Raw genomic sequence first — 23,097 nt, 5'->3', positions numbered from 1 at the left:
GACTCACCGGCCGGGTGTCCCAGCCGAACATCAGCTTGATCTTGTCGTAGAAGGACACCGTGCGCTCCCCAACGCGGAATGGGCGATAGTGTCCCTGTCGCGCGCCCCGCTGGCAATCGCGGCCGGCGCGGGCTGGACATGGCGGCCCGCAGCGCGCACCCTGCCGGCCCGAACGTCGCCCCCGAGGAGCGCCCGTGGCCCCGAAGTCCACCGTCTACAAGGCCCAGCTGCAGGTCAGCGACATGGACCGGCACTACTACGCCGGCCACGACCTGGTGCTGGCCCAGCATCCGTCCGAAACCGAGGAGCGGCTGATGCTGCGCCTGCTCGCCTTCGCCCTGTTCGCGCACGAGCGGCTGGAGTTCGGCCGCGGCCTGAGCACCGAGGACGAGCCCGACCTGTGGCGCAAGGACCTCACCGGCCTGGTGGAGCAGTGGATCGAGCTGGGGCATCCCGACGAATCGCGCGTGCGCAAGGCCGGCGGCCGCGCGGCCGAGGTGGTGGTGCTGACCTACGGTGGCCGTGCCTCCGACCTGTGGTGGGAAAAGAACGAAGCCGCGCTGGCCCGCTGCCGCAACCTCACCGTGGTCGACGTGTCGCCCGAGGATGCGAAGGCGCTGGCCGCGCGGCTGCGTCGCGGCATGGACCTGCAGGCGATGGTGCAGGACGGCGTGCTGCAGCTGGTGGACGGCGACGTGACGCTGGAGATCACCCCGCGCCTGCGCCGCGGCCCGGGCTAGTCGACCGTCTTGGATTCCGCGGTGCCCAGCGGCATCGGGTCGGCCCGGTGCGGCGGCCGCCGCACCAGCAGCGGGTGCGCGAACACGCCCACCAGGATGATGGCCACGCCGGCGTAGAACATGCCGCCGAGCTCGCGCTGCTCGCCCAGCAGCACGATGGCGAGCAGGATCGCGTACACCGGCTCCAGGTTCACCGCCAGCTGCGCCGCGAACGCGCTCAGATGCCGCAGCGCCACCAGCGACAGCGCGAACGGCAGCAGGGTGCAGGCCATCGCCAGCACCAGCAGGAGGATGCCGTCCTGCAGCCCCGGCAGCACCAGCGGCGAGCCGAACCACGGCAGCAGCGGCGTGCACAGCGCCAGGAACAGCCCGCCGGCGCCCAGTTCGACGAAGGTGACCGTGAGCGGGTCGCCGCGCTCGACGTGGCGCTTGTTGAGCGCGCCGAAGAAGGCCACCAGCAGCGCCGACACCGTGCCCACGACGATGCCCAGGTACATCTCGGGAGGCACGCCGCCGACCACCAGCGCGACGCCCGGCACCACGGCCACGCCGATCAGCAGTTCGCGCGGCTGGAAGCGCTGGCCGGTGATCCAGGGTTCGACCAGCGGCACGAACACCGTGGCCAGCGCGATGCAGGTCACCGCCACCGAGGCGTTCGCCAGCTTGATCGCGCCGTAGAAGGTGAGCCAGTGCAGCGCCACCAGGAAGCCGATGCCGGCGTAGATCGCCAGCTGCCGCGCCGGCATCGCCCGAAGCCCGCGCCACACCCGCGGCACCAGCAGCAGCGCCGCGGTGACCAGGCCCATGCGCCAGACCACCAGCGCCATCGCGTCGAGCGTGATCGCCTTGCCCAGGATCGCGGTGAAGCCCCACAGCAGCACGCAGAAATGCATCTGCCACTGGGCCTTGGCCACCGGCGTCATGCGCCGGCCCCGGCGACGAGCGCGCGCTTGGCCTCGGCCGGCAGCTGCTTGATGGCGTACTCGGCCTTCAGCGCGCTGGAGCGGTCGGGGTGTTCGAACCGCGCCAGCAGCCGGCGCGGCGGATGCGAGCGGGTGTAGCGCGCGCCCTTGCCGGCGGCGTGTTCGGCGTAGCGTTTGTCCACGTCCACGGCGATGCCGGTGTAGATGCTGCCGTCCTGGCATTCGACCAGGTACACGAACCAGGCCACGTCAGCGCAGGCTCAGCGCGATGCGGCGCCAGTCGTCGCGCACTTCGGCGCAGTCTCCGCCGCCCATCGCGAACTCTCGGCAGACGAAGGGGCGCTGCTCGTAGATGCCGCAGCACATTTGCTCGCGGTCGAGCGCGACGCACCAGCCGTCGTCGGCCTTGGCCATGATCAGGTAGCCGTCCTCGTCCTCGTCGAGGAAGTGCTCGGGCGGCGCGTCGCCCGGCAGCACGCGCACGGGCAGCTGGCAGCAGCAGGCCTGGCAGTCGCTGCACTGGATGGCGGGGTCGGTGTCCACGCGCGCATTGTCCCACGCCGGCGCGGCCGCGGGACCCTTTGGCCCCGCGAGGCCAGGGCGATGCCGGCGGTCCCGCCCGGGCGCGGCGGGCGGTACCTTACGGGGTGACGGCGGCGCGCACCGGCACCGGCACGTTGCACAGGTCGATGTGGCCGGCCGGGTGCACGTACCAGTCGTCGCGGCGGTTGCGGCGCGATTCCACCAGCCTGGCGAAGGCCGGGCGGTCGGTGCGGAAGACTTCGAGCCGGGTGCGCTCGGCTTCGGGCACGTCGGCGGCGAGCTTGATCGACAGCATCGGCACCCGCTGCTCCGGCTTCTCGTAGAAGCCCAGCGGGCCGGTGCCGCGCGGCAGCACGCTAAGCAGCTCCATCCCCTGCACGACGCGGCCGACGGTGGTGATGTTGCGGTCGAGCTGGCGCGGCGACTGGCCGGTGACCACGTAAAGCTGGTTACCGGTGCTGCTGTCCGCGGCCGTGGCGCGGCCGGCGCCGACGGTGGCGTAGCAGTGCGCCAGCCAGGCGATGCCGGCCTTCGGGTCGCGCGCCGCCGGGAAGCCCTGCACGAAGCCGACCTCCGGGGCCCAGCCGTCGGCGTCGGGCAGGCGGGCGAATTCGAGGCCTTCGCTGGTGCGGGTGAACTCGGCGGGCAGTTTCGCCTTGGCCTCGCCCATTGGGCGTGCCTTGGCCGGGTCCTCGCCCTCGGCATCGCCCCACTGCACGACGAAGTTGTCCTGCGAGCGGTTGATGGTGAGCCCGTCGAAGTAGCCGGCACGCACCAGGGTACGGATGTTGGCGACGTGCTGCGGCGCGAACTCGGGCGCGAGTTCGATCACGACCCGGCCGCCGGCCAGTTCGAGGTAGAGGGTGTTCTCGGGATCGAGCGCGCGCCAGTCGTCCGGCGTCGAGGCGTCGAGCACTTCCTGCATGGTCAGCGCCTTCTGCGGCGGGCTGGTGGCGCTGGCGCTGCCCAGCGGCAGCACCAGGGCAAGGGCAAGCAGGGCAGGGCGCAGCGTCATGGCTCGTCTTCCTCGTCGGGGTTCTTGGCGCAGCGTAACGTATCCGCATGGGTGGGGATCAGAGCCTTCAACGCGGATCAAAGCGGATGAACGCGGATAAACACGGATAGAGCAAGGACGAAAACGGTCAGGAAGCGAAAAACCACTCCCATCGCTTTTGCCCTATCCGCATTTATCCGCGTTCATCTGCCTTGATCCGCGTTCAAATTGTGCTCTCCCACCCCGCGCCGAATCGCCTCGGTAACCTCAGGTCGGATCGGGCGGGGGTTCGTGGAGGGCGGCGAGTTGTTCCTGCATTTGGGTGATGACGGATTCCCAGTGGCGAGGGGCTTCGAACCAGGGGAAGGCGGCGGGGAAGGCGGGGTCGTGCCAGCGGCGGGCGATCCAGGCGTTGTAGTGCAGCAGGCGCAGGGTGCGCATCACTTCCACCAGGTGCAGCTCGCGGCGGTCGAAGCGGCGGAACTGCTCGTAACCTTCCAGCAGCCAGCGCAGCGGCGCGGCGCTGTCCTCGCGGCGGCCGGCCAGCATCCACAGGTCCTGCACCGCGGGGCCCGACAGGCAGTCGTCGAGGTCCACGAAGTGGGCCTGGTGCTCGCGCCACAGGATGTTGCCGGGGTGGCAGTCGCCGTGCAGGCGCAGTTCGTGCACGTCACCGGCGCGCGCCCAGGCGTCGTCCATCGCATCCACCAGCGCATCGGCCAGGGTGGCGAAATTGTCCTCGAGCTCGGGCGGGATCCAGTGGCCTTCCAGCAGGAAATCCACCGGCGCCTCCGCGTGGCTTTCGATGCCGATGCGCCCGCGATGTTCGAAGCGGGCACCGTCGCCGACCGCGTGCATCCGGCCCAGCACGCGCCCGAGGTGGGTCAGCACCGCGCGGTCGCCCAGCTCCGGCGCGTGGCCGCCGCGCAGCGGGAACAGCGCGAAGCGATGGCCCTCGAACGGGTGCAGCGTGCGCCCCTGGTGCACGATCGGCGCCACCACCGAGAGGTCGGCGGCCAGCAGCTCGGCCGAGAAGGCGTGCTCCTCCGCGATCGCCGCGTCGGTCCAGCGGCCGGGCCGGTAGAACTTGGCCACCAGCGGCGGGCCGCCCTCGATGCCGATGCGGTAGACGCGGTTCTCGTAGCTGTTGAGCGACAGCACGCGCCCGTCGCTGGCCAGCCCGAGCGATTCCACGGCATCGAGGATGCGGTCGGGGCCGAGGTCGGCGTAGGGCGTGTCGCTGGGCGCGTCGGTCATGGACGCAGGTTACCTGCGGAAGCAGTCGCGCGTGCAGCTATCGAGTCAGCGCGGCAGTTCGAGCGCGGTGGCCGCCGCGGCGACCGGGGCGCTGAGGTAGGTGTGCGAGCCGACCGCGGTGAACCCCGCGCGGGCGAAGGCGCGGCGGTACCAGGCCGCGGGTCGGCGCCGCATCTCTTGCAGGTCGCCGATGATCTCGTCGCCCTCGGCGAACACCTCGAGGAAGGCGACGCCGTCGCAGAGGCGCGCGAACTCGGCCAGGCCGCGCTTGAGCTCTTCGTCCGACAGGTAGTGCATCACGTCCGAACACACCAGCAGGTCCACGGGCTTGATGGGCGGCAGCGCGGCCAGGTCGCCGAAGGGCAGCCAGTGCAGGTTGCGGCGGGCGCCGTGGCGGGCGATCGCATATTCGCTCGAATCCAGCCCCATGTAGTGCAGCTTCGGCCGCAGCGCCAGCAGCGGCGCGCGCCAGGCGCCTTCGCCGCAGCCCACGTCCAGCACCGATCGGACCGGGCGGCCCAGGTGGTATTCCGCCAGCGCGACGGCCAGCGCCACCTTGCGCGCCAGCGCTGCCTTGCCGCCGAGGTCGCGCTGCCGGTACCAGGTGTCGAAGTAGCGCTTGTCGTAGGCCTTGCTCACTTCACGCGCTTCCGGCGGTGCAGCAGCCAGGCGGCGAACAGCGCGCCGGTGAGGTACATGCTCAGCGAGTAGATCGCCGGGGCGATGGTGGCCTGGGTGCGGCCCAGCACTTCGATGGCGATGAAGATGGCCAGCGTCCCGTTGTGGATGCCGATCTCGAAGCCGATCGCGATCGCCTGCGGTTCGGCCAGGCGTGCGCCCTTGGCCGCGAAGTAGCCCGACAGCAGGCTGGCCAGGTTGAAGCTGATGCAGGCCAGCCCGACCACCGGCGCGAAGGCCCGAACGGTGTCCCATTCGGAATAGAAGGCCAGCGCGATCAGCACGCCCAGCAGCAGCGAGGACAGCGAGCGCACGGGCTTCTCGGCGGCATCGGCCAGCTTCGGGTACCAGGCGCGCAGCGCCATGCCCAGCGTGACCGGGGCGATCACCAGCACGGCCACTTCCAGCACCTTGCCCACCGGCGGCGGCACGTGCGCCTCGGCGCCGAGGAACCACGACAGCGCCAGCGCGGTCCACAGCGGCAGCGTCAGCAGCGCGAGCAGGCTGTTGATGGCGGTGAGCGTGATGTTGAGCGCGACGTCGCCGCGCGTGATGTGGCTGAACAGGTTGGCGGTGACGCCACCCGGCGACGCGGCCAGCAGCACCAGGCCCAGGGCCAGCTCACCCGGGAGCGCGAAGGCCAGGCACAGCCCGATCGCCACCGGCGGCAGCAGCAGGGTCTGTACCACCAGCGCCACGGCCACGGCGCGCGGCACCTGCAGCACGCGCCGGAAGTCGGCCAGCGTGAGGTGCAGGCCCAGCCCCGCCATCACCACGGCCAGGGCGATGGGCAGGAAGACGACCAGGAGTTGATTGTCGGCCATGCGTGCTCAGGCGCCGATCAGCACGGAGCGCATCGAGATCGAGCTGGCCACGCTGTCGTTGAAGAACTCGACCGCGTCGTCCTGGCGCTGCAGGGCCAGGATGTAGAGCAGGGGCAGGTAGTGCTCGGGCGTCGGGATGGCGAGAAGCGCATCCGGGCCCAGGGTTTCGTAGCCGAGCATGCCCTCGTGGTGGCCCTCGGCGATGCGGTCGGCGATGTCTTCGTCGAAGCGCTGGGCCCAGTCGTAGGGATCGGCCTGGTTCTGCTTCCAGTGGCGCAGGTTGTGCACGATGTTGCCGCTGCCCACCACCAGCACGCCCTCGTCGCGCAGCGGCGCCAGCTGGCGCGCCAGGTCGTAGTGCCACGCGCCCGGCTGCAGGCTCGACAGGCTCAGCTGGACCACCGGGATGTCGGCTTCCGGGTACATCGGGCGAAGCACGCCCCAGGCGCCGTGGTCGAGGCCGCGGTGGCTGTCGAGATGCACGCGCGGCTGGGGGATCAGTTCGGCGACGCGATGCGCCAGCGCCGGGCTGCCCGGGGCCGGGTAGCGCACGTCGAACAGCGCCCGCGGGAACCCGTGGAAGTCGTGGATGGTCTCGGGCTTCTCGGTCGAGCTGACGTACACGCCCTGAGTTTCCCAGTGCGCCGAGATGCAGAGGATGGCCTTCGGCCGCGGCAGGCGCTGGCCCAGGGCCTGCCAACTTCGCCGCCAGGCGTTGTCCTCGATGGCGTTCATTGGCGAACCGTGCCCCAGGAAAACCGCGGGCATCGGGCCGTTCATGGACGCAGCGCTCATCGAGGACTTCTCCGGTCGGGGGTGGCTTTGGACAAGACATTACCACCCTGACTTCCGGCACTGCGAAGCCCCCGGGCAGTTTGCCTAGTATTGACTCAACGATACCGTCAATGGCGCTATACCCAGCGCCCGGAGAGTGCGATGAGCGACACCGAGCCGCACCTGAAGAAGTTCCAGAAGGAGCTCAGTACCGGGACCGTTTCCCTGGTGCTGCTGGCCGTCCTGGCCCAGTCCGGCGAGCCGCTGTACGGCTACCAGATCGCCAAGCGCCTCGAGCAGACCGGCGACCCGCTGCTGGGCGGCAAGCAGAGCGCCCTGTACCCCGTGCTGCGCAACCTCAGCGCCGCCGGCCTGGCCGACAGCCACGTCGAGCCCTCGGTCAGCGGTCCGCCGCGCCGCTACTACCGCATCACCCCACTGGGCCGGCGCGTGCTGGCCGAGTGGCGAACGAGCTGGGACACCACCCGCCAATCCGTCGACGCCGTGCTGGAAGGACAACTGCGATGAATACCGCCACCCCGGGCACCATCCCCGAATACCTCGACGCGCTGCGCCGCGAGCTGCGCGGCGCCGATCCCTCGCTGGTGCAGGACGCGCTGTACGACGCCGAGGAATACCTGCGCTCCGAGCTGGCCGAAAACCCCGGCACCGACGAGGCCACGCTGCTGGCCAGCATCGCCGGCAGCTACGGCGACCCGGCCGAAGTCGCCGCGATCTACCGCGACACCGAAGTCCAGGTGGCGCAGGCGCTGCGCACGCCGCCGCCGGCGCCGCGCGCCAGCCTCGCCGGTCGATTCTTTGGCGTGGCGGCGGATTCGCGCGCCTGGACGGCGCTGTTCTACATGCTGCTGTCGCTGGCCACGGGCATCGTCTACTTCACGACGGTGGTGACCGGCCTGAGCCTGTCGGCGGGCATGGCGATGCTGGTCATCGGCATCCCCGTCGTGATCCTCTTCGTCGGCATCGTGCGGCTGCTGGCGCTGGTGGAAGGGCGGCTGGTGGAAGCGATGCTGGGCGAGCGCATGCCGCGCCGGCCGCTTTACGTGGGCCGCGGGCTGCCGTGGCTGGAGCGGATCGCGGCGATGTTCACCGATCCGCGCACCTGGTCGGCCATGCTTTACCAGGTGCTGATGCTGCCGCTGGGCACGCTGTACTTCACCGCGGCGATCGCCGGGCTGTCGGTGTCGCTGGGCCTGGTGGTCGGCGGCTTCGCCGCGCTGCTGGAGGGCCTGGGCCTGCTGGATTTCGACGGCACGCTGCACGTGTGGCCATTCGCCAGCCCGCTGGTGGCGGGGCCGGTGCTGGTCGTGGTGGGCGTGCTGGGCCTGTTCGTGGTGCTGCACCTGGCCCGCGGCGTCGGCAAGGTGCACGGTGCGCTCGCGAAGCACCTGCTGGTGAAGACCGCGCAGCACTGATTCCGGCGGGGTGGATCGCGGGGCCGCCGGCCCCGCGGTCCGGGCAGGACTCAGCCGGCCAGCAGCAGCGTCCAGGTGAGGCCCCAGGAGGCCATCACCAGCAGCACCGCCAGCGCCAGCAGGCTGATGGCGAAGCCCGGGCCGCGGTTGCGGCCCGGCACGGCGTAAGCCGCCGCGTACCAGATGCGCCCGGCCAGCCACACCGCGCCGGCCAGCGCCGCCCACTCCGGATTGCCGAAATACGCCGCCAGCCACAGCGTCGGCAGGAACATGATCGCGCCTTCCTGAGTGTTCATCTGCACGCGGAACGCGCGCTCGAAGCCCTCGTGGCCGGTGGTGGCCGGGGCCTGGATCTTGTACTTGCCGCGGGCGCGGCCGACCAGGATCGTGCAGGCGATCATCAGGACGATCGTGAGCAGGGTGACGAGGGCGATCAGCGGGTGCATGGCGGGCCTTGGCGGTGGAGTGGCGCCACTCTAGCCCGGCCCGCGGCGCGCGTCGTGAATCCGGTATCTTGGCCGTCCCGAACCGGCCTGCGAACCCGTGATGAACGATCCCCTGGCCCAGCCGCTGGAACTGCCCTGCGGTGCCGTCATCCCCAACCGCCTGTGCAAGGCGGCGATGACCGAAGGCCTGGGCGACGCGCGGCTGCGCGCGACCGAGCGCCACGTTCGCCTCTACCGCGCCTGGAGCGAAGGCGGCGCCGGCCTGCATATCACCGGCAACGTGATGATCGACCGGCACGTGATCGAGCGCCCGGGCAACGTCGCCATCGATACCACGCATGCGCCGAGCGTCGATGCCGAGGCGCGCGCGCGGCTCCGGGCCTGGGCTGCCGCCGGCACGGTCGGCGGCAACGGGCTGTGGATGCAGGTATCGCACGCGGGCCGGCAGTCGCCGCGCTACGCCACGCGCCAGCCGGTGGGGCCGTCGGCGGTGCAGCTGGAGCTGCTGGGCAATTACGCGCGCCCGCGCGCGCTACGCGAGGACGAGATCCTGGACCTCGTGCAGCGCTTCGCCGCGGTCGCGGTGATCGCGCGCGAGACCGGCTTCACCGGCGTGCAGGTGCATGGCGCGCATGGCTACCTGCTCAGCAGTTTCCTTTCGCCGGTCACCAACCAGCGCACCGATGCCTGGGGCGGATCGCTCGAGAACCGCGCGCGCTTCCTCGTCGAGGCCGTGCGCGCGGTGCGCAAGGCGGTCGGCGCGGATTTCCCGGTGTCGGTGAAGCTCAACTCCGACGACTTCCGCAAGGGCGGCTTCAGCCATGCCGACTGCCTGGGCGTGGTGCAGCGGCTCAATGGTTGCGGGATCGACCTGCTCGAGATCTCCGGCGGCAACTACGAGCAGCCGCGCCTGCTTGGCGTGTCGGGTCGCGACGGCGACGCGGTGGCGGTGCGGGAAAGCACCAAGGTCCGCGAGGCCTATTTCCTCGATTACGCCGCCGCCATCCGCAAGGTGGCGACGATGCCGATGATGGTGACCGGCGGCTTCCGCACCCGCGCCGGCATGGAGGCGGCGCTGGCCAGCGGCGATACCGACCTGATCGGCCTGGCCCGCCCGTTCTGCACGCATCCGGACGTGGCGCGGCGCCTGCTGGCGCGCGAGATCGACGAGCTGCCGGCCTTCGAGCGCGGCCTGCACCTGCGGCCGCGCGGCTGGCTGTCGCCGGCCAGCCCGTGGCTGCTGCCCAAGATGGTGAACGTGCTGGGCGCGCAGGGCTGGTATTACCAGCAGATGGACCGCCTGGCCGACGGGCGCGCGCCGGACCTCGGGCGTGGCATGCTGCGCTCGTTCGCGCGCTACTGGTGGAACGACCTGGGCAAGGCCGCCCGGCTCACGCGTTAGGAGGCCCGATGCACACCCACGATCCGATGCATGGTGACGAGCCGCTGGCCGACGAGGCGGTGGTGGCGGCGATGCGCGACTGGCTCGAGAAGGCCGTGATCGGCCTGAACCTGTGCCCGTTCGCCAAGGCGGTGCACGTGAAGCGGCAGATCCGCTACGTGGTCAGCCAGGCCGAGACCGAAGAGGCGTTGATCGAGGACCTGCTGCACGAACTGCAGCTGCTGGCCTCGGCCGACCCGGGCGACATCGAGACCACGCTACTGGTGCACCCGCGGGTGCTGGGCGATTTCCTCGACTACAACGATTTCCTGGACGTCGCCGACGCGGCGGTCGAGGAGCTCGGGCTGGACGGCGTGCTGCAGGTGGCGAGTTTCCACCCGCAGTACCAGTTCGCCGACAGCGACGCCGACGACATGGCGAACTACAGCAACCGGGCGCCGTACCCGACGCTGCACCTGCTGCGGGAAGACAGCGTCGACCGGGCGGTGGCCGCGTTCCCGGAGGCGGACCGGATCTACGAAGCCAACATCGAGGCGCTGCGCGCGCTCGGGCCGGACGGCTGGAAGAAGCTGTTCCCGCGCTAGGCGGGGGAGGGCGGCGGGGCTCGCCGCCCGTCTCCGGGGTTCGCTCGCTTATTTTTCGTTGCTCGGGGCGTCGGCTGCGTCGTCGGCGCCGGAGGCACCCGCTTCCTCGGCCAGGCGCGCGTCCTCGGCCTGCAGCGCGGCAACCAGCTCGCCCATGTTCTCCATCACCTGGCGCTGGCCGAGCTCGCCGCCCAGCTGCATCATCCGCGGCATCTTGGCCAGGAAGGTCTTGCCGGCCGGGGTGGAATAGAAGTCGCTCGCGGCGCGCATTTCGTCGGCGGTGAATTCCTGCGCGTAGAGTTCGACCAGCGGCTCGCGCAGCGCGTCGTAGCTCATGTGCTTGGCGAAGAAGGCCTCCATCACGCTGCGATAGCGCACCAGCTCGGGCTTCTCCTGCAGCTGCATGTCCATCATCACCTTGAGGGCACCGGCGAGCTGGGTGTCCATGTCCATGGCGTCGAGCAGGCGCAGGGCTTCCTTGCGCGTTTCGGCATCGGCGGCGGGCGGCGCGGCGGCCTGGGCCGCGGCGGCCAGCGGCAGGGCCAGGAGGAGGGTGCAGAGCAGGCGGCGGACGAGGGTCATGGGATTCCAGTAGTGCGTGGGGTGGCCGCGAGTGTGCCAGACGGACGCGCGCGGGCGCGACCGCCGGCGTCGTCAGAAGTCGTCGGCGGCGATCGCCATCAGGGTGGCGGCGCCGGCGCGGGCCGCCCTGAACTGGTGCGCGGTCTCCGGCAGCAGCCAGGCGAAGTAGAAGCGCGCGGTCGCCAGCTTGGTGCCGTAAAACCCTTCGCCCCCGTGCTGCAGCGACGCGGCCGCCATCCGCGCCCACATCCACGCGTAGGCGAGGTGGCCGATGATGCGCAGGTAGGGCACCGAGGCGGCGCCGACTTCATCGGGGTTGGACTGCGCGCGCGCGCCGAGTTCCTGCGTCAGCGCCACGGTGTCGGCCAGCAGCTTGGCCAGCGGGCCGTTGAACTCCGCCATCGCGGCGTTCGCAGCGTGCTCCTTCAGGAAGCCCTGGATGAGCGCCGCGAAACGGCCGAACTTCTTGCCGCCGTCCATCAGCACCTTGCGGCCCAGCAGGTCCAGCGCCTGGATGCCGTTGGTGCCCTCGTAGATCATGTTGATGCGCGAATCGCGCACGAACTGGTCCATGCCCCACTCGGCGATGTAGCCGTGGCCGCCGAACACCTGCTGGCACAGCGTGGTGGTTTCCCAGGCGTTGTCGGTGATGAAGGCCTTGACCACCGGCGTGAGCAGGGCCATCAGCTCGTCGGCCTCTTCGCGCACGGCCGGGTCGGGATGCGCGTGCTCGCGGTCGATCAGCAGCGCGGTCCAGGTGGTGAAGGCGCGGCCGGCCTCGGTGTAGGCGCGGCTGGTGAGCAGCATGCGGCGCACGTCGGGGTGCACGATGATCGGGTCCGCGGCCTTCGACGGCTGCGCGGCGCCGGTCGGCGCGCGGCCCTGCAGGCGGTCCTTCGCGTAGGCCACGGCGTTCTGGTGCGCGGCCTCGGCCTGGCCCAGCGACTGCATGCCGACGCCGAGGCGGGCCGAGTTCATCATCACGAACATCGCCGCCAGGCCCTTGTGCGGCTCGCCGATCAGCCAGCCGCGGGCGCCGTCGAGGTTGATGACGCAGGTGGCATTGCCGTGGATGCCCATCTTGTGTTCGATCGAGCCGGCCTTGATGGCGTTGCGCTCGCCGGGCTGGCCGTTCGCGTCCGGGATGAACTTGGGCACGAGGAACAGCGAGATGCCCTTGGTGCCCGCGGGCGCATCGGGCAGGCGGGCGAGCACCAGGTGCAGGATGTTCGGAGCGAGGTCGTGCTCGCCGGCGCTGATGAAGATCTTGGTGCCGCTGAGCGCGAAGCTGCCGTCGCCGTTGGGCTCGGCCTTGGTCTTGAGGATGCCGAGGTCAGTGCCGCAGTGCGGCTCGGTCAGGCACATGGTGCCGGTCCACTCGCCCGAGACGATCTTGGTCAGGTACACCTGCTTCTGCTCGTCGGTGCCGAAGGCGTGCAGGCACTCATAGGCGCTGTGCGACAGGCCCGGGTACATCAGCCAGGCCTGGTTGGCCGAGTTCCACATTTCGTAGAGGCGGTTGTTGACGATCGCCGGCAGGCCCTGGCCGCCGAAGTCCGGATCGCAGCTGACCGAGGGCCAGCCGGCTTCGACGAACTGCGCGTAGGCCTCCTTGAAGCCGGGCGGCGCCGTGACCACGCCGTCGCCGTGCCAGGTGCAGCCCTCGCGGTCACCGACCTGGTTGAGCGGCTGGATCACCTGGCTGGCGAACTTCGCGCCTTCCTCCAGCACCGCCTCGATGGTCTCGCGGTCGACCTCGGCGTAGCGCGGCAGCGCCTTGAGTTCATCCTCGACCTTGAGCAGGTCGAACAGCACGAAGTGCATGTCGCGGAGCGGAGCGGTGTACTGGGGCATGGTCGATGGCGCCGGCTAGTCAGGGGAGGCCGGACTCTACCATACCCGCCCGTACGGGCCGGGTGAACAAGCCTTACCGGGTTCATTTTCTTTCTCGGTGAGACTGAGTCTCACCGAGAAAGAAAATGAACCCGGTACGGCTTTGGTTACTCGACGATCAGGGGGCGGGTGGCCAGGACGGCGCGGTTGTCGCCGTTGTAGTAGCGCAGCTGGTAGGTGCCCGCCGCCTTGGGGGTGCGCAGGGTCGCCTCGCGGCGGGCGAAGCCCGGGTCGGTGGTGACGCGGCGGTTGACGACCAGTTGGCCCTCGCCGTTGCGGGCGGCCGGGTCGTGGATCTCGATGTTGTCGAAGGGGGCGCCGGGGCCGGTCCAGCGCACGGTGATCAGGCTGTCGACGGGCACGCGATCGGGTGCCTGCAGGCTGACGTCGATCGCGGTCACCGTGATCGGACGGGTCGCCAGGACAGTGCGGTTGTCGCCGTTGTAGTAGCGCAGCTGGTATTGGCCGGGGACCGCCGGCGCAACCACCGTGGCCTGCTTCTGCGCCGCGCCCTTGTCGGTGGCGACGCGCTGGTTGTCGACCACCCGGCCATCGCCGCCCTTGGCCGCGGGGTCGAACAGCTGTACTTCGTCGAAGCGGGCGCCGGGGCCGGCCCAGCCGACGGTGATGCGCGAGGCCATCGGCGCCGACGCCGGTGCGTCGAGCGATACTTCGGCGGCCACCACGCGCAGTGGCCGGGTCACGAGCACTTCGCGGTTGTCGCCGTTGTAGTAGCGCAGCTGGTAGTCGCCCGGCACCGCGGGCGCGACGACCGTGACCTGCCGCTGCGCGGCGCCGGGGTCGGTCGCGACGCGCTGGCTGTCGAGCACCTGGCCCTGGCCGCCGCGCGCCGCCGGATCGAACACCTGCACGTCGTCGTAGCGCGCTCCCGGGCCGGTCCAGCCCACGGTGATGCGCGACGCGATCGCGACTTCATCCGGCGCGGACAGCGCCACGTCGGTCGCCACCACGTCCAGCGCACGCGCGGCAATGACGCGACGCAATTCGCCGTGGTAGTAGCGCAGCTGATAATCGCCCGGCACGGCCGGCGCGACGACGGTCACTTTCTTCTCGCCGAAGCCTGCGTCGGTGCGGACCCGCTGGCTGTCCAGCACCACGCCCAGGCCGCCGCGCCCGGCCGGGTCGAAGACCTGCACGTCGTCGTAGCGGTCGCCCGGGCCGGTCCAGCCGACGCTGAAGCGCGACGACATCGGCACGCTGTCCGGCGCGTCCAGGCCCGCGGGGGGCGAGGGCGCGGCGGGCGGCGCATCGACCACGGTCCGGGCGATCGCGGCCGCCAGCGACGAGGCGTCGTTCGCGGCGAAGTAGCGGCCGCCGGTGTTCTCGGCCAGGCAGGCGACCTGCTTGCCCTCCTCGGCGCTGAGGCCGAAGCCGACCACGTGCGCGGTGAAGTCGACGCCGGATTCTTCCAGCGCCTTGGCGACGGCGCAGGGATCGGCCTTGCACGTTTCCAGGCCGTCGGTGACCAGCACGACGGTGGCGCGGCGCTCGGTGTGGCGAAGCTCGCGCGCCGCGGCCGTGACGGCATCGGACAGCGGGGTCATGCCGAGGAACTTCATCTTCGCCACTGCGTCGTTGATCGCGGGCGCGGTGCCGGCCCCGGGGCGGATCACCAGCTCGATGTCGCGGCAGTCGCCCTTGCTGCGGTGGCCGTAGGCAACCAGGCCCAGCTCCGTCCCCGCCGGTGTGTCGGCCAGCACGGTGGCCAGGGTTTCCCGCGCGATCTGCAGCTTCGGCTTGCCGTCGATCTGGCCCCACATCGAACCCGACGCGTCGAGCACGATCATCACCTGGCCATCGTCTGCGGCCGCTGGCAGCGCAGGCGCCAGGGAAAGTGCAAGAAAACCGGCCATGCCCAGGGAATTCCTGTCCATCGTTCCGCAGCTCCGCGTAGGGTTCGTCATGCAGTGAACGCCAGAACCACCCCCATCAGGTCGCAGGGCGGGAAAAACAAATGAACCGGGTTCATTTGTCTCAGGCGGACTGGCCGGCGGCGTGGCCGGAGGCCCAGGCCCACTGGAAGTTGTAGCCGCCCAGCCAGCCGGTGACGTCTAGCACTTCGCCGACGAAGTACAGGCCGGGCGCCCGCATCGATTCCATCGTGGTCGAGGAGACCCCGCGGGTGTCCACGCCACCCAGGGTGACCTCGGCGGTGCGGTAGCCCTCGGTGCCGCTGGCCACGATGGGCCAGTCGGCCAGCTTGCGGGCGATGTCGGGCAGTTCGCGGTGGGTGTACTGGCGCATCGGCTTGTTGGCGAACCAGACCTCGCACAGTCGCTGCGCGAAGCGCTGCGGAAAGGCTTCGCCCAGCACGGTCTTGAGTTCGGCGGCCGGCTTGGCGGACTGGCGTTCGAGCAGCCACGCTTCGGCGTCGCGGTCGGGCAGCAGGTCCAGCCGCAGTTCGCGGCCCGGCTCCCAATACGAAGAGATCTGCAGGATGCTGGGTCCGCTGAGCCCGCGATGGGTCACCAGCAGCGCATTGTCGAAGCGCGCCTTGCCGCAGCGCGCCGACACCGGAAACGACACCCCCGCGAGCTCGGCATAGTGCTCCTGGTGCTTGCCGCTCAGCGTCAGCGGCACCAGCCCGGCGCGCGTGGGCAGCACCTCGTGGCCGAACTGCCGCGCCAGCTCGTAGCCGAAGCCGGTGGCGCCCATGCTCGGGATCGAAAGCCCGCCGGTGGCCACCACCAGCGAGGGCGCCGTGAGCGGGCCCTGCGAGGTACGCACGCGGTAGCCACCGCCCGCCATTGCCTCCACCGATTCCACCGCGCACGACACCTGCACCACCACGCCGGCGCGCGCGCATTCCTCGAGCAGCATCGCCACGATCTGCTTCGAGGACTCGTCGCAGAACAGCTGGCCCAGCTCCTTCTCGTGCCAGGCGATGCCGTGCGCGTCGACCATGGCGATGAAGTGCTCGGGCCGGTAACGGGCCAGCGCCGACTTGCAGAAGTGGGGGTTGGCCGAAAGGAAATTCGCGGGCGTGGTGCCGGTGTTGGTGAAGTTGCAGCGGCCGCCACCCGACATCAGGATCTTCTTGCCGCAGCGGTTGGCGTGCTCGACGACGTGCACGCGGCGCCCGCGCCGGCCGGCGGTCAGCGCGCACATCAGTCCCGCGGCGCCGCCGCCGATCACGATCACGTCGGTTTCCATGCCAGGCACTTTAGCCGCCGCGCACGGGGCTGGCGACCGTTCCCGCGGCCGCCCGGCGTGGCTATGCTGGGCCGGAATCCCAGACGGAGGCCGCGATGGCCGCAAAGAAGCTGCTCACGGGTTGCCTGGTCGTGGTGCTGGTGCTGGTGGTCGGCGCGGGCGCCGCCTGGTGGTTCCTGCTGCGACCGATGTGGAACGCGGGCGGGGAGATGCTGTCGGGCGCCAAGGACTGGGCCTCCAGCCTGGACCTGGGCAGCGGGATCACCAACCAGGCGCCTTACGATCCGCCCGCCGACGGCCGCCTGACGCCGGCGCAGGTCGCGGCGCTGGTCACGGTGCAGGAGGTCGTGGTGCGCGAGATGGGCAGCGATCTGCGCGCGCTGGCCGAGCGTGCGCAGCAGGCGCAGGCGGCGCGCGCCGCCGACCAGCCGCCCAACCTGCAGGACCTCGCCAGCGCCTATCGCGAAACCAGCGCGCTGCTGGGTCGCCTGAAGGCGGCCCAGGCCGCGGGCGTGAACGAGGCCGGCCTGTCGCGCGATGAATACGCCTTCGTGCGGCGGCAGGCCTTGGCCGCGCTGCCGCTGCTGGTGGACGTGCAGGGCATGCCGGGCCTTCCCGGCATCCCCGGTCTGGACGCGGTGGCGCCGCGCGACGACGCCGAACGCGAAGCGGCCCGCCACAACGCCGAACTGCTGCGCCCGCACCTGCCGCTGCTGCGGCAGACCCTGGGCGCCGGCGCGCCGGCGCGCTGAGCCCGGACAGCAGAACGCCCGGCAGGGCCGGGCGTTCGCAGGCGTCGCGCGGGGCAGGGCTCAGTCCTGCGACGGGCCCTTGCGGTGCGGCTTCTTGAAGCCCGGCTTGTCACCGCCGAACTTGCGCGGGCCGAACTCCTTCTTGCCGCCGGCGAAGGGCTTCTTGCCAAAGCCCGGCTTCCCCGAAGCCTTGCCGGCGGTATCCGGCGCCTCGCCGTCGCGGGTGATGCGCAGCTGCTGGCCGGCGCACCAGACCGTCTTGAGGTGCTGCATCACGTCCGGCGGCATGCCGTCGGGCAGGTCGAGCAGGGTGTGGTCCTCGAAGATCTCGATGCGGCCGATGTGCTTGGCGTCCAGCCCGGCCTCGTTGGCGATCGCGCCGACGATGTTGCCCGGCTTCACGCCGTGGTCGTAGCCCACTTCGATGCGGAAGGTGCTCTTGCCCTCGTCGGGCGTGCGCGGCTCGCGGACCTTCTTGGCGAAGGCCGGCCGCTCGGGACGCTCGGCGCGCGCCGGGCGCTCGCCGCGCTCGGGCTTGTCGAAGCGCGAGGGCTTGGCGTACTTGTCGGTGGCGGCCTGCACGTCGCGGTCGAAGGCGCGCTTCTTGGCCTCGAACTTCGGCGGCTCCATCAGCAGCGGCACGTCGCCGCGTGCCATCTTGGCCAGGGCGGTGGCGATCTCGATGGCCGGCACGTTCTTCTCGCGCTCGTAGTCCTCGATCAGCTTGCGGAACTCGCCCAGTTCGCCGGCGGCCAGGGTGTCGCTGATCTGCTGCTTGAACTTGGCGATGCGCACGTCGTTGACCGCGGCCACGGTGGGCAGCTCCATCGGCGTGATCGGCTGGCGGGTGGCGCGCTCGATCGCGCGCAGCATGCCGCGTTCGCGCGGGGCGATGAACAGGATCGCCTCGCCGCTGCGGCCGGCGCGGCCGGTGCGGCCGATGCGGTGCACGTAGCTCTCGGTGTCGTAGGGCACGTCGTAGTTCACGACGTGGCTGATGCGGTCCACGTCCAGGCCGCGGGCGGCGACGTCGGTGGCGACCAGGATGTCGATCTTGCCGTTCTTGAGCTGCTCGATGGTGCGCTCGCGCTGCGCCTGGACCACGTCGCCGTTGATCGAGGCGGCGGAAAACCCCCGGGCGCACAGCTTCTCGGCCAGCTCGTCGGTGGCCTGCTTGGTGCGGGCGAAGACGATCATGGCGTCGAAGGGCTCAGCCTCGAGGATGCGGGTGAGGGCGTCGAGCTTGTGCAGGCCGGACACTTCCCAGCTGCGCTGGCGGATGTTCTCGGCGGTGCGGGTCTTGGCCTCGATCGTGACCTCGACCGGATCCTTGAGGTAGGTCTGGGCGATGCGGCGGATCGCGTGCGGCATGGTGGCCGAGAACAGCGCGGTCTGGCGCGTGGCCGGCATCTTCTTGAGGATGGCCTCGACGTCGTCGATGAAGCCCATGCGCAGCATCTCGTCGGCTTCGTCGAGCACGAGGTTCTTGAGCAGCGACAGGTCCAGCGAGCCCTTGTCGAGGTGGTCGATGATGCGGCCCGGGGTGCCGACCACGACGTGCACGCCGCGGCGCAGCGCCTGCAGCTGCGGGCCGTAGGGCTGGCCGCCGTACACCGGCAGCACGTGGAAGCCCGGCATGTGCGCGGCGTAGCGCTGGAAGGCCTCGGCGACCTGGATGCCCAGCTCGCGGGTCGGCGCCAGCACCAGGGCCTGCGGCTTGGTCTGGGTCAGGTCGATCTGCGCCAGGATGGGCAGCGCGAAGGCGGCGGTCTTGCCGGTGCCGGTCTGGGCCTGGCCCAGCACGTCGCGGCCGCCCAGCAGGTGCGGGATGGTCGCGGCCTGGATCGGCGAGGGCGACTCGTAGCCGACCTCGGCGAGCACCTTGAGCAGGGGCTCGCCCAGGGCGAGGTCACGGAAATGCAGCGGCGCGCTGGGCGCCTCGGTCGTCTGGGCGGTCATGGGGAGTCCGTAGGTCTGGGTCCGATTGAATCGGGAAGACTTCGCATACCGGCACACCACGGACACGAAGAAGGCGCGCGATTGTACCCCAGCGGCGCTTCAGGCACCTGAACCGCGCCCGGCTTGCGGCATCCGGGCGATGCGCCAATCATGGGGCCCGGTCCTAGCAAGGAGTCTCCCCATGCGCCTGCGCCCCGCGAAACTCGCCGCCCTGCTGACCCTGGGCCTCGCCGCTGCCTGCAGCACCACGCCCACCGGCCGCTCCCAGCTGATCCTGGTCGGCGACGCCGACATGGACCGGATGGGCGCCACCGCCTTCGCCCAGGTCAAGGCCGGCGGCAAGGTCTCCGGCGATGCGGCATCCACCCGCTACGTGAACTGCGTGGCCCGCGCCCTGATTGCCCAGCTGCCCGAGCCCGCCCGCAGCAAGCCCTGGGAAGTGGCCCTGATCGACGACGCCAGCGCCAACGCCTTCGCCCTGCCGGGCGGCAAGGTGGGCGTGCACACCGGCCTGCTGAAGGTGGCCGCCAACCAGGACCAGCTGGCCTCGGTGATCGGCCACGAGCTGGGCCACGTCACCTCGCGCCACGCGGCCGAACGCGTGTCCAACCAGTTCGCCACCGACACCGCCCTGCAGGTGCTCAACTCCGCCACCGGCGGCCAGCGCCAGCAGCTGCTGGGCCTGCTCGGCCTGGGCGCGCAGGCGGGCATCGCGCTGCCGTTCTCGCGCCAGCACGAGACCGAGGCCGACGTGCTCGGCCAGCGCTACATGGCCAGCGCCGGCTTCGACCCGCGCGCCGCCGCCACGCTGTGGGAGAACATGCAGAAGCAGGCCGGCGGCAGCCGCCCGCCGGCCTGGCTGTCCACCCACCCGGACCCGCAGCGCCGCATCCAGACCCTGGCCGCGGCCGCGCCCGGCCTGATGCCGGCCTACGAGCAGGCGCGCAGCGCCGGCCGTCGCCCTGCCTGCCGCTGACCCTTTCCCTCCCACGCCGAGACCCGTCGCCCCATGGCCTACCTCTGGACCAAGCTCTTCCACGTGCTGTTCGTGATTTCCTGGATGGCGACGGTGTTCTACCTGCCGCGCATCCTGGTCAACCTGGCCGAGGCCGGCGCCGAGCCGGCGGTGCGCGCGCGGCTGGCGCTGATGGGCGCGCGGCTCTACCGCTTCGGGCACGTGATGTTCGGCATCGCGCTGCTGCTGGGCCTGGCGCTGTGGCTGCACTTCGACCGCAGCGGCGGCTGGGTGCACGCGAAGCTGACGCTGGTGGCGCTGATGCTGGCGCACTTCATCGCGACCGGCCGCTGGATCAAGCGCGCCGCCACGGGCGCGCCGCTGCCGTCGCCGACCGCGCTGCGCTGGTTCAACGAAGTGCCGCTGGTGCTGGTGGTGCCGATCCTCTGGCTGGTCTACTTCAAGCCGTTCTGAGGACGGTTGGCGCTAGGCCCGCCGACGCGTGGCGGGCCATGCCGGTGCGGGCCGCGCGCGGCGTCAGGCCCGGCGGCGGCGGCGCCGCAGCTCGCGCACGACCACCACCGCGAGCGTGATCACCGTCAGCGGGATCACCACCGCGCGCATCACCAGGCTGTATTCGTCGAGCGCGTCGTGCTCCTGCGCGTACAGCACGAGGTAGGTGGTGTAGGCGACGTAGTAACCCAGGAACACGGCGCCTTCCCAGCGCGCGATCAGGTGCCCGGTGAACAGCACCGGCAGGCAGGCCACCGCCACCGCGATCATCACCGGCAGGTCGAAGGCCAGCAGCGAGGGCGGCACGGTGAGGCCGCTGCCCGACACGATCGAGCTGATGCCCAGCACGGCGCCGAGGTTGAAGATGTTGCTGCCCAGCACGTTGCCCACCGCGATCTCGCGCTCGCCGCGCAGCGCCGCGATGACCGAGGTGGCGACCTCCGGCAGCGAGGTGCCGGCGGCGACGATGGTCAGGCCGATGACGAGCTGGCTGACGCCCAGCATCTCGGCGAACGTGATGGCCGAGTCCACCAGCCAGCGCGACCCGAGCACCAGCATGCCAAGGCCGACGAGGATCAGCGCCAGCTGTGCCGGCAGCCGCGACAGCCAGGCCGGGCCGGTGGGCAGCAAGTCGTCGGTGACTTCGCTGGCCGGGGCGTTCTTGCCCTGGAAGTAGAGCAGCAGCGTGTAGCCGGCGATCAGCAGTACCAGCAGCGCGCCCTCCGCCGCGGACAGCCTCAGGTCCAGGACCATGCCGCCGACCAGCAGGCTCAGGCCGATCACGATCGGCACTTCCTGGCGGATCAGCTGCCGGTCCACGACCAGCGGCGCGATCAGGGCCGACAGGCCGAGGATGAACAGGATGTTGAAGATGTTGCTGCCGACCACGTTGCCCAGCGCGATGTCGGTCTGGCCGTCGAGCGCGCCCTTCACGGACACGGCCAGCTCCGGGGCGCTGGTGCCGAAGGCGACCACGGTCAGGCCCACCACCAGCGGGGCGATGCCCAGCGACAGCGACAGGCGCGAGGCGCCGCGGACGAGCAGGTCGGCGCCGACGATCAGCAGGGCCAGGCCGGCGAGGAACAGGATCAGGGTCATTGGGGGCTCCGGGGACAGGCCGCCATTATCTCCCGGAACGCTGCGTTTCCGGGCGTGAAGAACCGGATGACCCGGTGGGCGCCTCCCGGTATCGTCCGTCCACGCTCTTCGAGGCAAGCCTGATGTCCCTGGTCTCCCGCTGGTTCCGCATCCCCTTCTGGCAGCGCGTGCTCGCCGGCTTCGTCCTGGGCGCCCTCGCGGGCTGGGCCATTGGCGAGACGGCCGCGGCCTGGTTCCAGCCGCTGGGCACGCTCTACGTCACCCTGATCAAGATGATCGCGACGCCGCTGGTGTTCTTCGCGGTGATCAACGCCGTGGCCAGCCTGCACGGGCAACAGTCGGTGGCGGCGCTGGGCGGGCGTACCTTCGCCTGGTTCGCGGCCACCGCGGCGCTGGCGGTGGGCGTGGCCCTCGCGGTGGGCGCGGTGATGCAGCCAGGGCTGGGCCTGGGCGAGCTGGCCGTGGCCGAGAGCTATGTCGAGAAGGTGGTGCCGGGCCCGGTGGCGGTGCTGCTGGACGTGGTGCCGGCCAATCCGTTCGCGGCCCTGGCCGAGGGCAAGATCCTGCAGGTGATCTTCTTCGCGGGCCTGGTCGGGTTCGCGCTGGTGAAGCTGGGCGAGAAGACCGCGAAGCTGCGTGCGCTGGCCGGCGAGGCCAGCGACGTGATGATCCAGGTGACGCGCTTCGTGCTCGAGGTCACGCCGATCGGCACCTTCGGCCTGATCGCGGCGCTGGTGGGCAGCTACGGCTTCGAGCGGCTGCTGCCCTTGGGTGGCTTCGTCGTGGCGTTGTACCTGGCCTGCGCCCTGCACATCGTGTTCGTCTACGGCGGGCTGCTGCTGGCGCACGGGCTGAACCCGCTGCGCTTCCTGCGCGGGGCGCTGCCGGCGATGCAGGTGGCCTTCGTCGCCTCGTCCAGCTTCGCGGCGCTGCCGGCCTCGCTGCGCGCGGCGACCCACGCGCTGGGCGTGAAGCAGGAATACGCGGCGTTCGCGGTGCCGCTGGGCGCCAGCATCAAGATGGACGGCTGTGGCGCGATCTTCCCCACGCTGACGGCCATGTTCGTGGCGCAGTACTTCGGCATCGAGCTCAGCGCCTCGCAGTACTTCGTGATCCTGCTGGCCTCGGTGCTGGGCAGCTTCGGCACCGCCGGCGTGCCGGGCACGGCGATGGTGATGGCCACGGTGGTGCTCAGCTCGGCCGGCCTGCCGCTCGAGGGCATCGGTTACCTGGTCGCGATCGACCGCGTGCTGGACATGATGCGCACGATGACCAACGTCACCGGCCAGGTGCTGGTGCCGGTGCTGGTGGCGAAGGAGACCGGCCTGCTCGACCAGGCCGTGTACGACCGCGCCACCGGCGACATCGGCCTCGACGACGCGGCGCCGCGCGCCTGATGACGCCGCGCCGCGCCACCCTCGCCGGGTTCGCGGCCGTGCTGCTGTGGTCCTCGCTGGCGGTGCTCACCGGCGGCACCGCCGGCATCCCGCCGTTCCAGCTGCTGGCGATGGGCTTCGGCATCGCAGGGCTCGCCGGCTGCGCGCTGCTGCTGCGGCCCGGCGGGCCCGGG

At 70.9% G+C, this 23,097-nt stretch carries 24 protein-coding genes; 9 read left to right on the top strand and 15 right to left on the bottom strand.

Annotation, left to right across the window (positions count from 1 at the left end; genetic code table 11):
- The first annotated feature begins 194 nt into the window (after positions 1–194).
- Entirely contained in the window at positions 195–740 is a 546-nt protein-coding gene (locus N787_RS13685) for a YaeQ family protein (RefSeq protein ID WP_034215339.1), read from the top strand.
- Here N787_RS13685 and N787_RS13680 read toward each other — a convergent pair.
- The 8 genes from N787_RS13680 to ygiD form a co-directional block, all read right to left on the bottom strand.
- A complete protein-coding gene (locus N787_RS13680) occupies positions 737–1,663 on the bottom strand; it encodes a DMT family transporter (RefSeq protein WP_034215337.1) in 927 nt (308 codons plus the stop codon). The genes N787_RS13685 and N787_RS13680 overlap by 4 nt on opposite strands.
- On the bottom strand, positions 1,660–1,911 hold the full coding sequence (locus N787_RS13675) for a GIY-YIG nuclease family protein (protein WP_034215334.1): 252 nt from the start codon (positions 1,909–1,911) through the stop codon (positions 1,660–1,662). Before N787_RS13675 ends, N787_RS13680 begins: the two co-directional genes overlap by 4 nt.
- 1 nt (position 1,912) lies before the next feature.
- Positions 1,913–2,206 carry a YkgJ family cysteine cluster protein gene (locus N787_RS13670; protein WP_034215332.1) on the bottom strand — a complete coding sequence of 98 codons (294 nt, stop codon included), beginning with the start codon at positions 2,204–2,206 and terminating at the stop codon, positions 1,913–1,915.
- A gap of 97 nt (positions 2,207–2,303) precedes the next feature.
- A complete protein-coding gene (locus N787_RS13665) occupies positions 2,304–3,221 on the bottom strand; it encodes a peptidylprolyl isomerase (protein WP_034215329.1) in 918 nt (305 codons plus the stop codon).
- 246 nt (positions 3,222–3,467) lie between these two features.
- Positions 3,468–4,457 (bottom strand): serine/threonine protein kinase, encoded by a 990-nt coding sequence (locus N787_RS13660; protein ID WP_034215326.1) that lies wholly within the window; start codon positions 4,455–4,457, stop codon positions 3,468–3,470.
- 45 nt (positions 4,458–4,502) lie between these two features.
- On the bottom strand, positions 4,503–5,096 hold the full coding sequence (locus tag N787_RS13655; protein WP_034215323.1) for a class I SAM-dependent methyltransferase: 594 nt from the start codon (positions 5,094–5,096) through the stop codon (positions 4,503–4,505).
- Complete coding sequence (locus N787_RS13650) at positions 5,093–5,959, bottom strand: bile acid:sodium symporter family protein (RefSeq protein WP_034215319.1); 867 nt, start codon at positions 5,957–5,959, stop codon at positions 5,093–5,095. Before N787_RS13650 ends, N787_RS13655 begins: the two co-directional genes overlap by 4 nt.
- Positions 5,960–5,965: 6 nt before the next feature.
- Positions 5,966–6,754, bottom strand: a complete 789-nt coding sequence (gene ygiD, locus N787_RS13645) for a 4,5-DOPA-extradiol-dioxygenase (protein ID WP_211252170.1) — start codon at positions 6,752–6,754, stop codon at positions 5,966–5,968.
- A 141-nt stretch (positions 6,755–6,895) separates the two neighbouring features.
- Here ygiD and N787_RS13640 point away from each other — a divergent pair, with 141 nt between their 5' ends.
- Together N787_RS13640 and N787_RS13635 are read left to right on the top strand one after the other, a co-directional pair.
- Positions 6,896–7,261: a PadR family transcriptional regulator gene (locus tag N787_RS13640; RefSeq protein WP_034215314.1), complete on the top strand. Its 366-nt coding sequence runs from the start codon at positions 6,896–6,898 to the stop codon at positions 7,259–7,261.
- Positions 7,258–8,169, top strand: a complete 912-nt coding sequence (locus N787_RS13635; RefSeq protein WP_034215311.1) for a sensor domain-containing protein — start codon at positions 7,258–7,260, stop codon at positions 8,167–8,169. Before N787_RS13640 ends, N787_RS13635 begins: the two co-directional genes overlap by 4 nt.
- Before the next feature lie 50 nt (positions 8,170–8,219).
- Here the strand turns inward: N787_RS13635 and N787_RS13630 are convergent, their stop codons facing one another.
- Positions 8,220–8,615 carry an MAPEG family protein gene (locus tag N787_RS13630; protein ID WP_034215308.1) on the bottom strand — a complete coding sequence of 132 codons (396 nt, stop codon included), beginning with the start codon at positions 8,613–8,615 and terminating at the stop codon, positions 8,220–8,222.
- Between the two features lie 100 nt (positions 8,616–8,715).
- Between N787_RS13630 and N787_RS13625 the strand changes: the two genes are divergently transcribed.
- Together N787_RS13625 and N787_RS13620 are read left to right on the top strand one after the other, a co-directional pair.
- Complete coding sequence (locus N787_RS13625) at positions 8,716–10,017, top strand: NADH:flavin oxidoreductase/NADH oxidase family protein (protein WP_034215306.1); 1,302 nt, start codon at positions 8,716–8,718, stop codon at positions 10,015–10,017.
- 8 nt (positions 10,018–10,025) lie between these two features.
- A complete protein-coding gene (locus N787_RS13620; RefSeq protein WP_425387883.1) occupies positions 10,026–10,601 on the top strand; it encodes a DUF1415 domain-containing protein in 576 nt (191 codons plus the stop codon).
- Positions 10,602–10,649: 48 nt separating this feature from the next.
- On the opposite strand, the gene N787_RS13615 is transcribed toward N787_RS13620, so the two are convergent.
- The 4 genes from N787_RS13615 to N787_RS13600 all read right to left on the bottom strand — a co-directional run bounded on the left by N787_RS13615 (position 10,650) and on the right by N787_RS13600 (position 16,250).
- Positions 10,650–11,183, bottom strand: a complete 534-nt coding sequence (locus tag N787_RS13615; protein WP_034215303.1) for a DUF2059 domain-containing protein — start codon at positions 11,181–11,183, stop codon at positions 10,650–10,652.
- 72 nt (positions 11,184–11,255) lie between these two features.
- Entirely contained in the window at positions 11,256–13,037 is a 1,782-nt protein-coding gene (locus N787_RS13610) for an acyl-CoA dehydrogenase C-terminal domain-containing protein (protein WP_034215300.1), read from the bottom strand.
- A gap of 146 nt (positions 13,038–13,183) precedes the next feature.
- Positions 13,184–14,971, bottom strand: a complete 1,788-nt coding sequence (locus N787_RS14535) for a vWA domain-containing protein (RefSeq protein ID WP_084590818.1) — start codon at positions 14,969–14,971, stop codon at positions 13,184–13,186.
- Positions 14,972–15,071: 100 nt separating this feature from the next.
- Positions 15,072–16,250 carry a BaiN/RdsA family NAD(P)/FAD-dependent oxidoreductase gene (locus N787_RS13600; RefSeq protein WP_034215298.1) on the bottom strand — a complete coding sequence of 393 codons (1,179 nt, stop codon included), beginning with the start codon at positions 16,248–16,250 and terminating at the stop codon, positions 15,072–15,074.
- Positions 16,251–16,345: 95 nt separating this feature from the next.
- Between N787_RS13600 and N787_RS13595 the strand changes: the two genes are divergently transcribed.
- Positions 16,346–17,002 (top strand): hypothetical protein, encoded by a 657-nt coding sequence (locus N787_RS13595; protein ID WP_034215296.1) that lies wholly within the window; start codon positions 16,346–16,348, stop codon positions 17,000–17,002.
- A 60-nt stretch (positions 17,003–17,062) separates the two neighbouring features.
- On the opposite strand, the gene N787_RS13590 is transcribed toward N787_RS13595, so the two are convergent.
- A complete protein-coding gene (locus N787_RS13590; RefSeq protein ID WP_034215294.1) occupies positions 17,063–18,961 on the bottom strand; it encodes a DEAD/DEAH box helicase in 1,899 nt (632 codons plus the stop codon).
- A 181-nt stretch (positions 18,962–19,142) separates the two neighbouring features.
- Between N787_RS13590 and N787_RS13585 the strand changes: the two genes are divergently transcribed.
- Both N787_RS13585 and N787_RS13580 read left to right on the top strand, forming a co-directional pair.
- The gene (locus N787_RS13585; protein ID WP_034215291.1) at positions 19,143–19,937 is read left to right on the top strand and encodes a M48 family metallopeptidase; all 795 of its coding nucleotides are present in this window, start codon (positions 19,143–19,145) and stop codon (positions 19,935–19,937) included.
- 33 nt (positions 19,938–19,970) lie between these two features.
- On the top strand, positions 19,971–20,390 hold the full coding sequence (locus tag N787_RS13580; RefSeq protein WP_034215289.1) for a CopD family protein: 420 nt from the start codon (positions 19,971–19,973) through the stop codon (positions 20,388–20,390).
- Positions 20,391–20,453: 63 nt separating this feature from the next.
- Here N787_RS13580 and N787_RS13575 read toward each other — a convergent pair whose 3' ends face one another.
- The gene (locus tag N787_RS13575; RefSeq protein WP_034215287.1) at positions 20,454–21,527 is read right to left on the bottom strand and encodes a calcium/sodium antiporter; all 1,074 of its coding nucleotides are present in this window, start codon (positions 21,525–21,527) and stop codon (positions 20,454–20,456) included.
- Between the two features lie 122 nt (positions 21,528–21,649).
- Between N787_RS13575 and N787_RS13570 the strand changes: the two genes are divergently transcribed.
- On the top strand, positions 21,650–22,924 hold the full coding sequence (locus tag N787_RS13570; RefSeq protein WP_034215284.1) for a dicarboxylate/amino acid:cation symporter: 1,275 nt from the start codon (positions 21,650–21,652) through the stop codon (positions 22,922–22,924).
- Positions 22,925–23,097 lie beyond the last annotated feature (173 nt).

Source organism: Arenimonas metalli CF5-1, assembly GCF_000747155.1.
Lineage (GTDB): Bacteria > Pseudomonadota > Gammaproteobacteria > Xanthomonadales > Xanthomonadaceae > Arenimonas > Arenimonas metalli.
The sequence above is the reverse complement of the archived record's forward strand: the minus strand, read 5'-3'. Positions and strand labels throughout refer to the sequence as shown.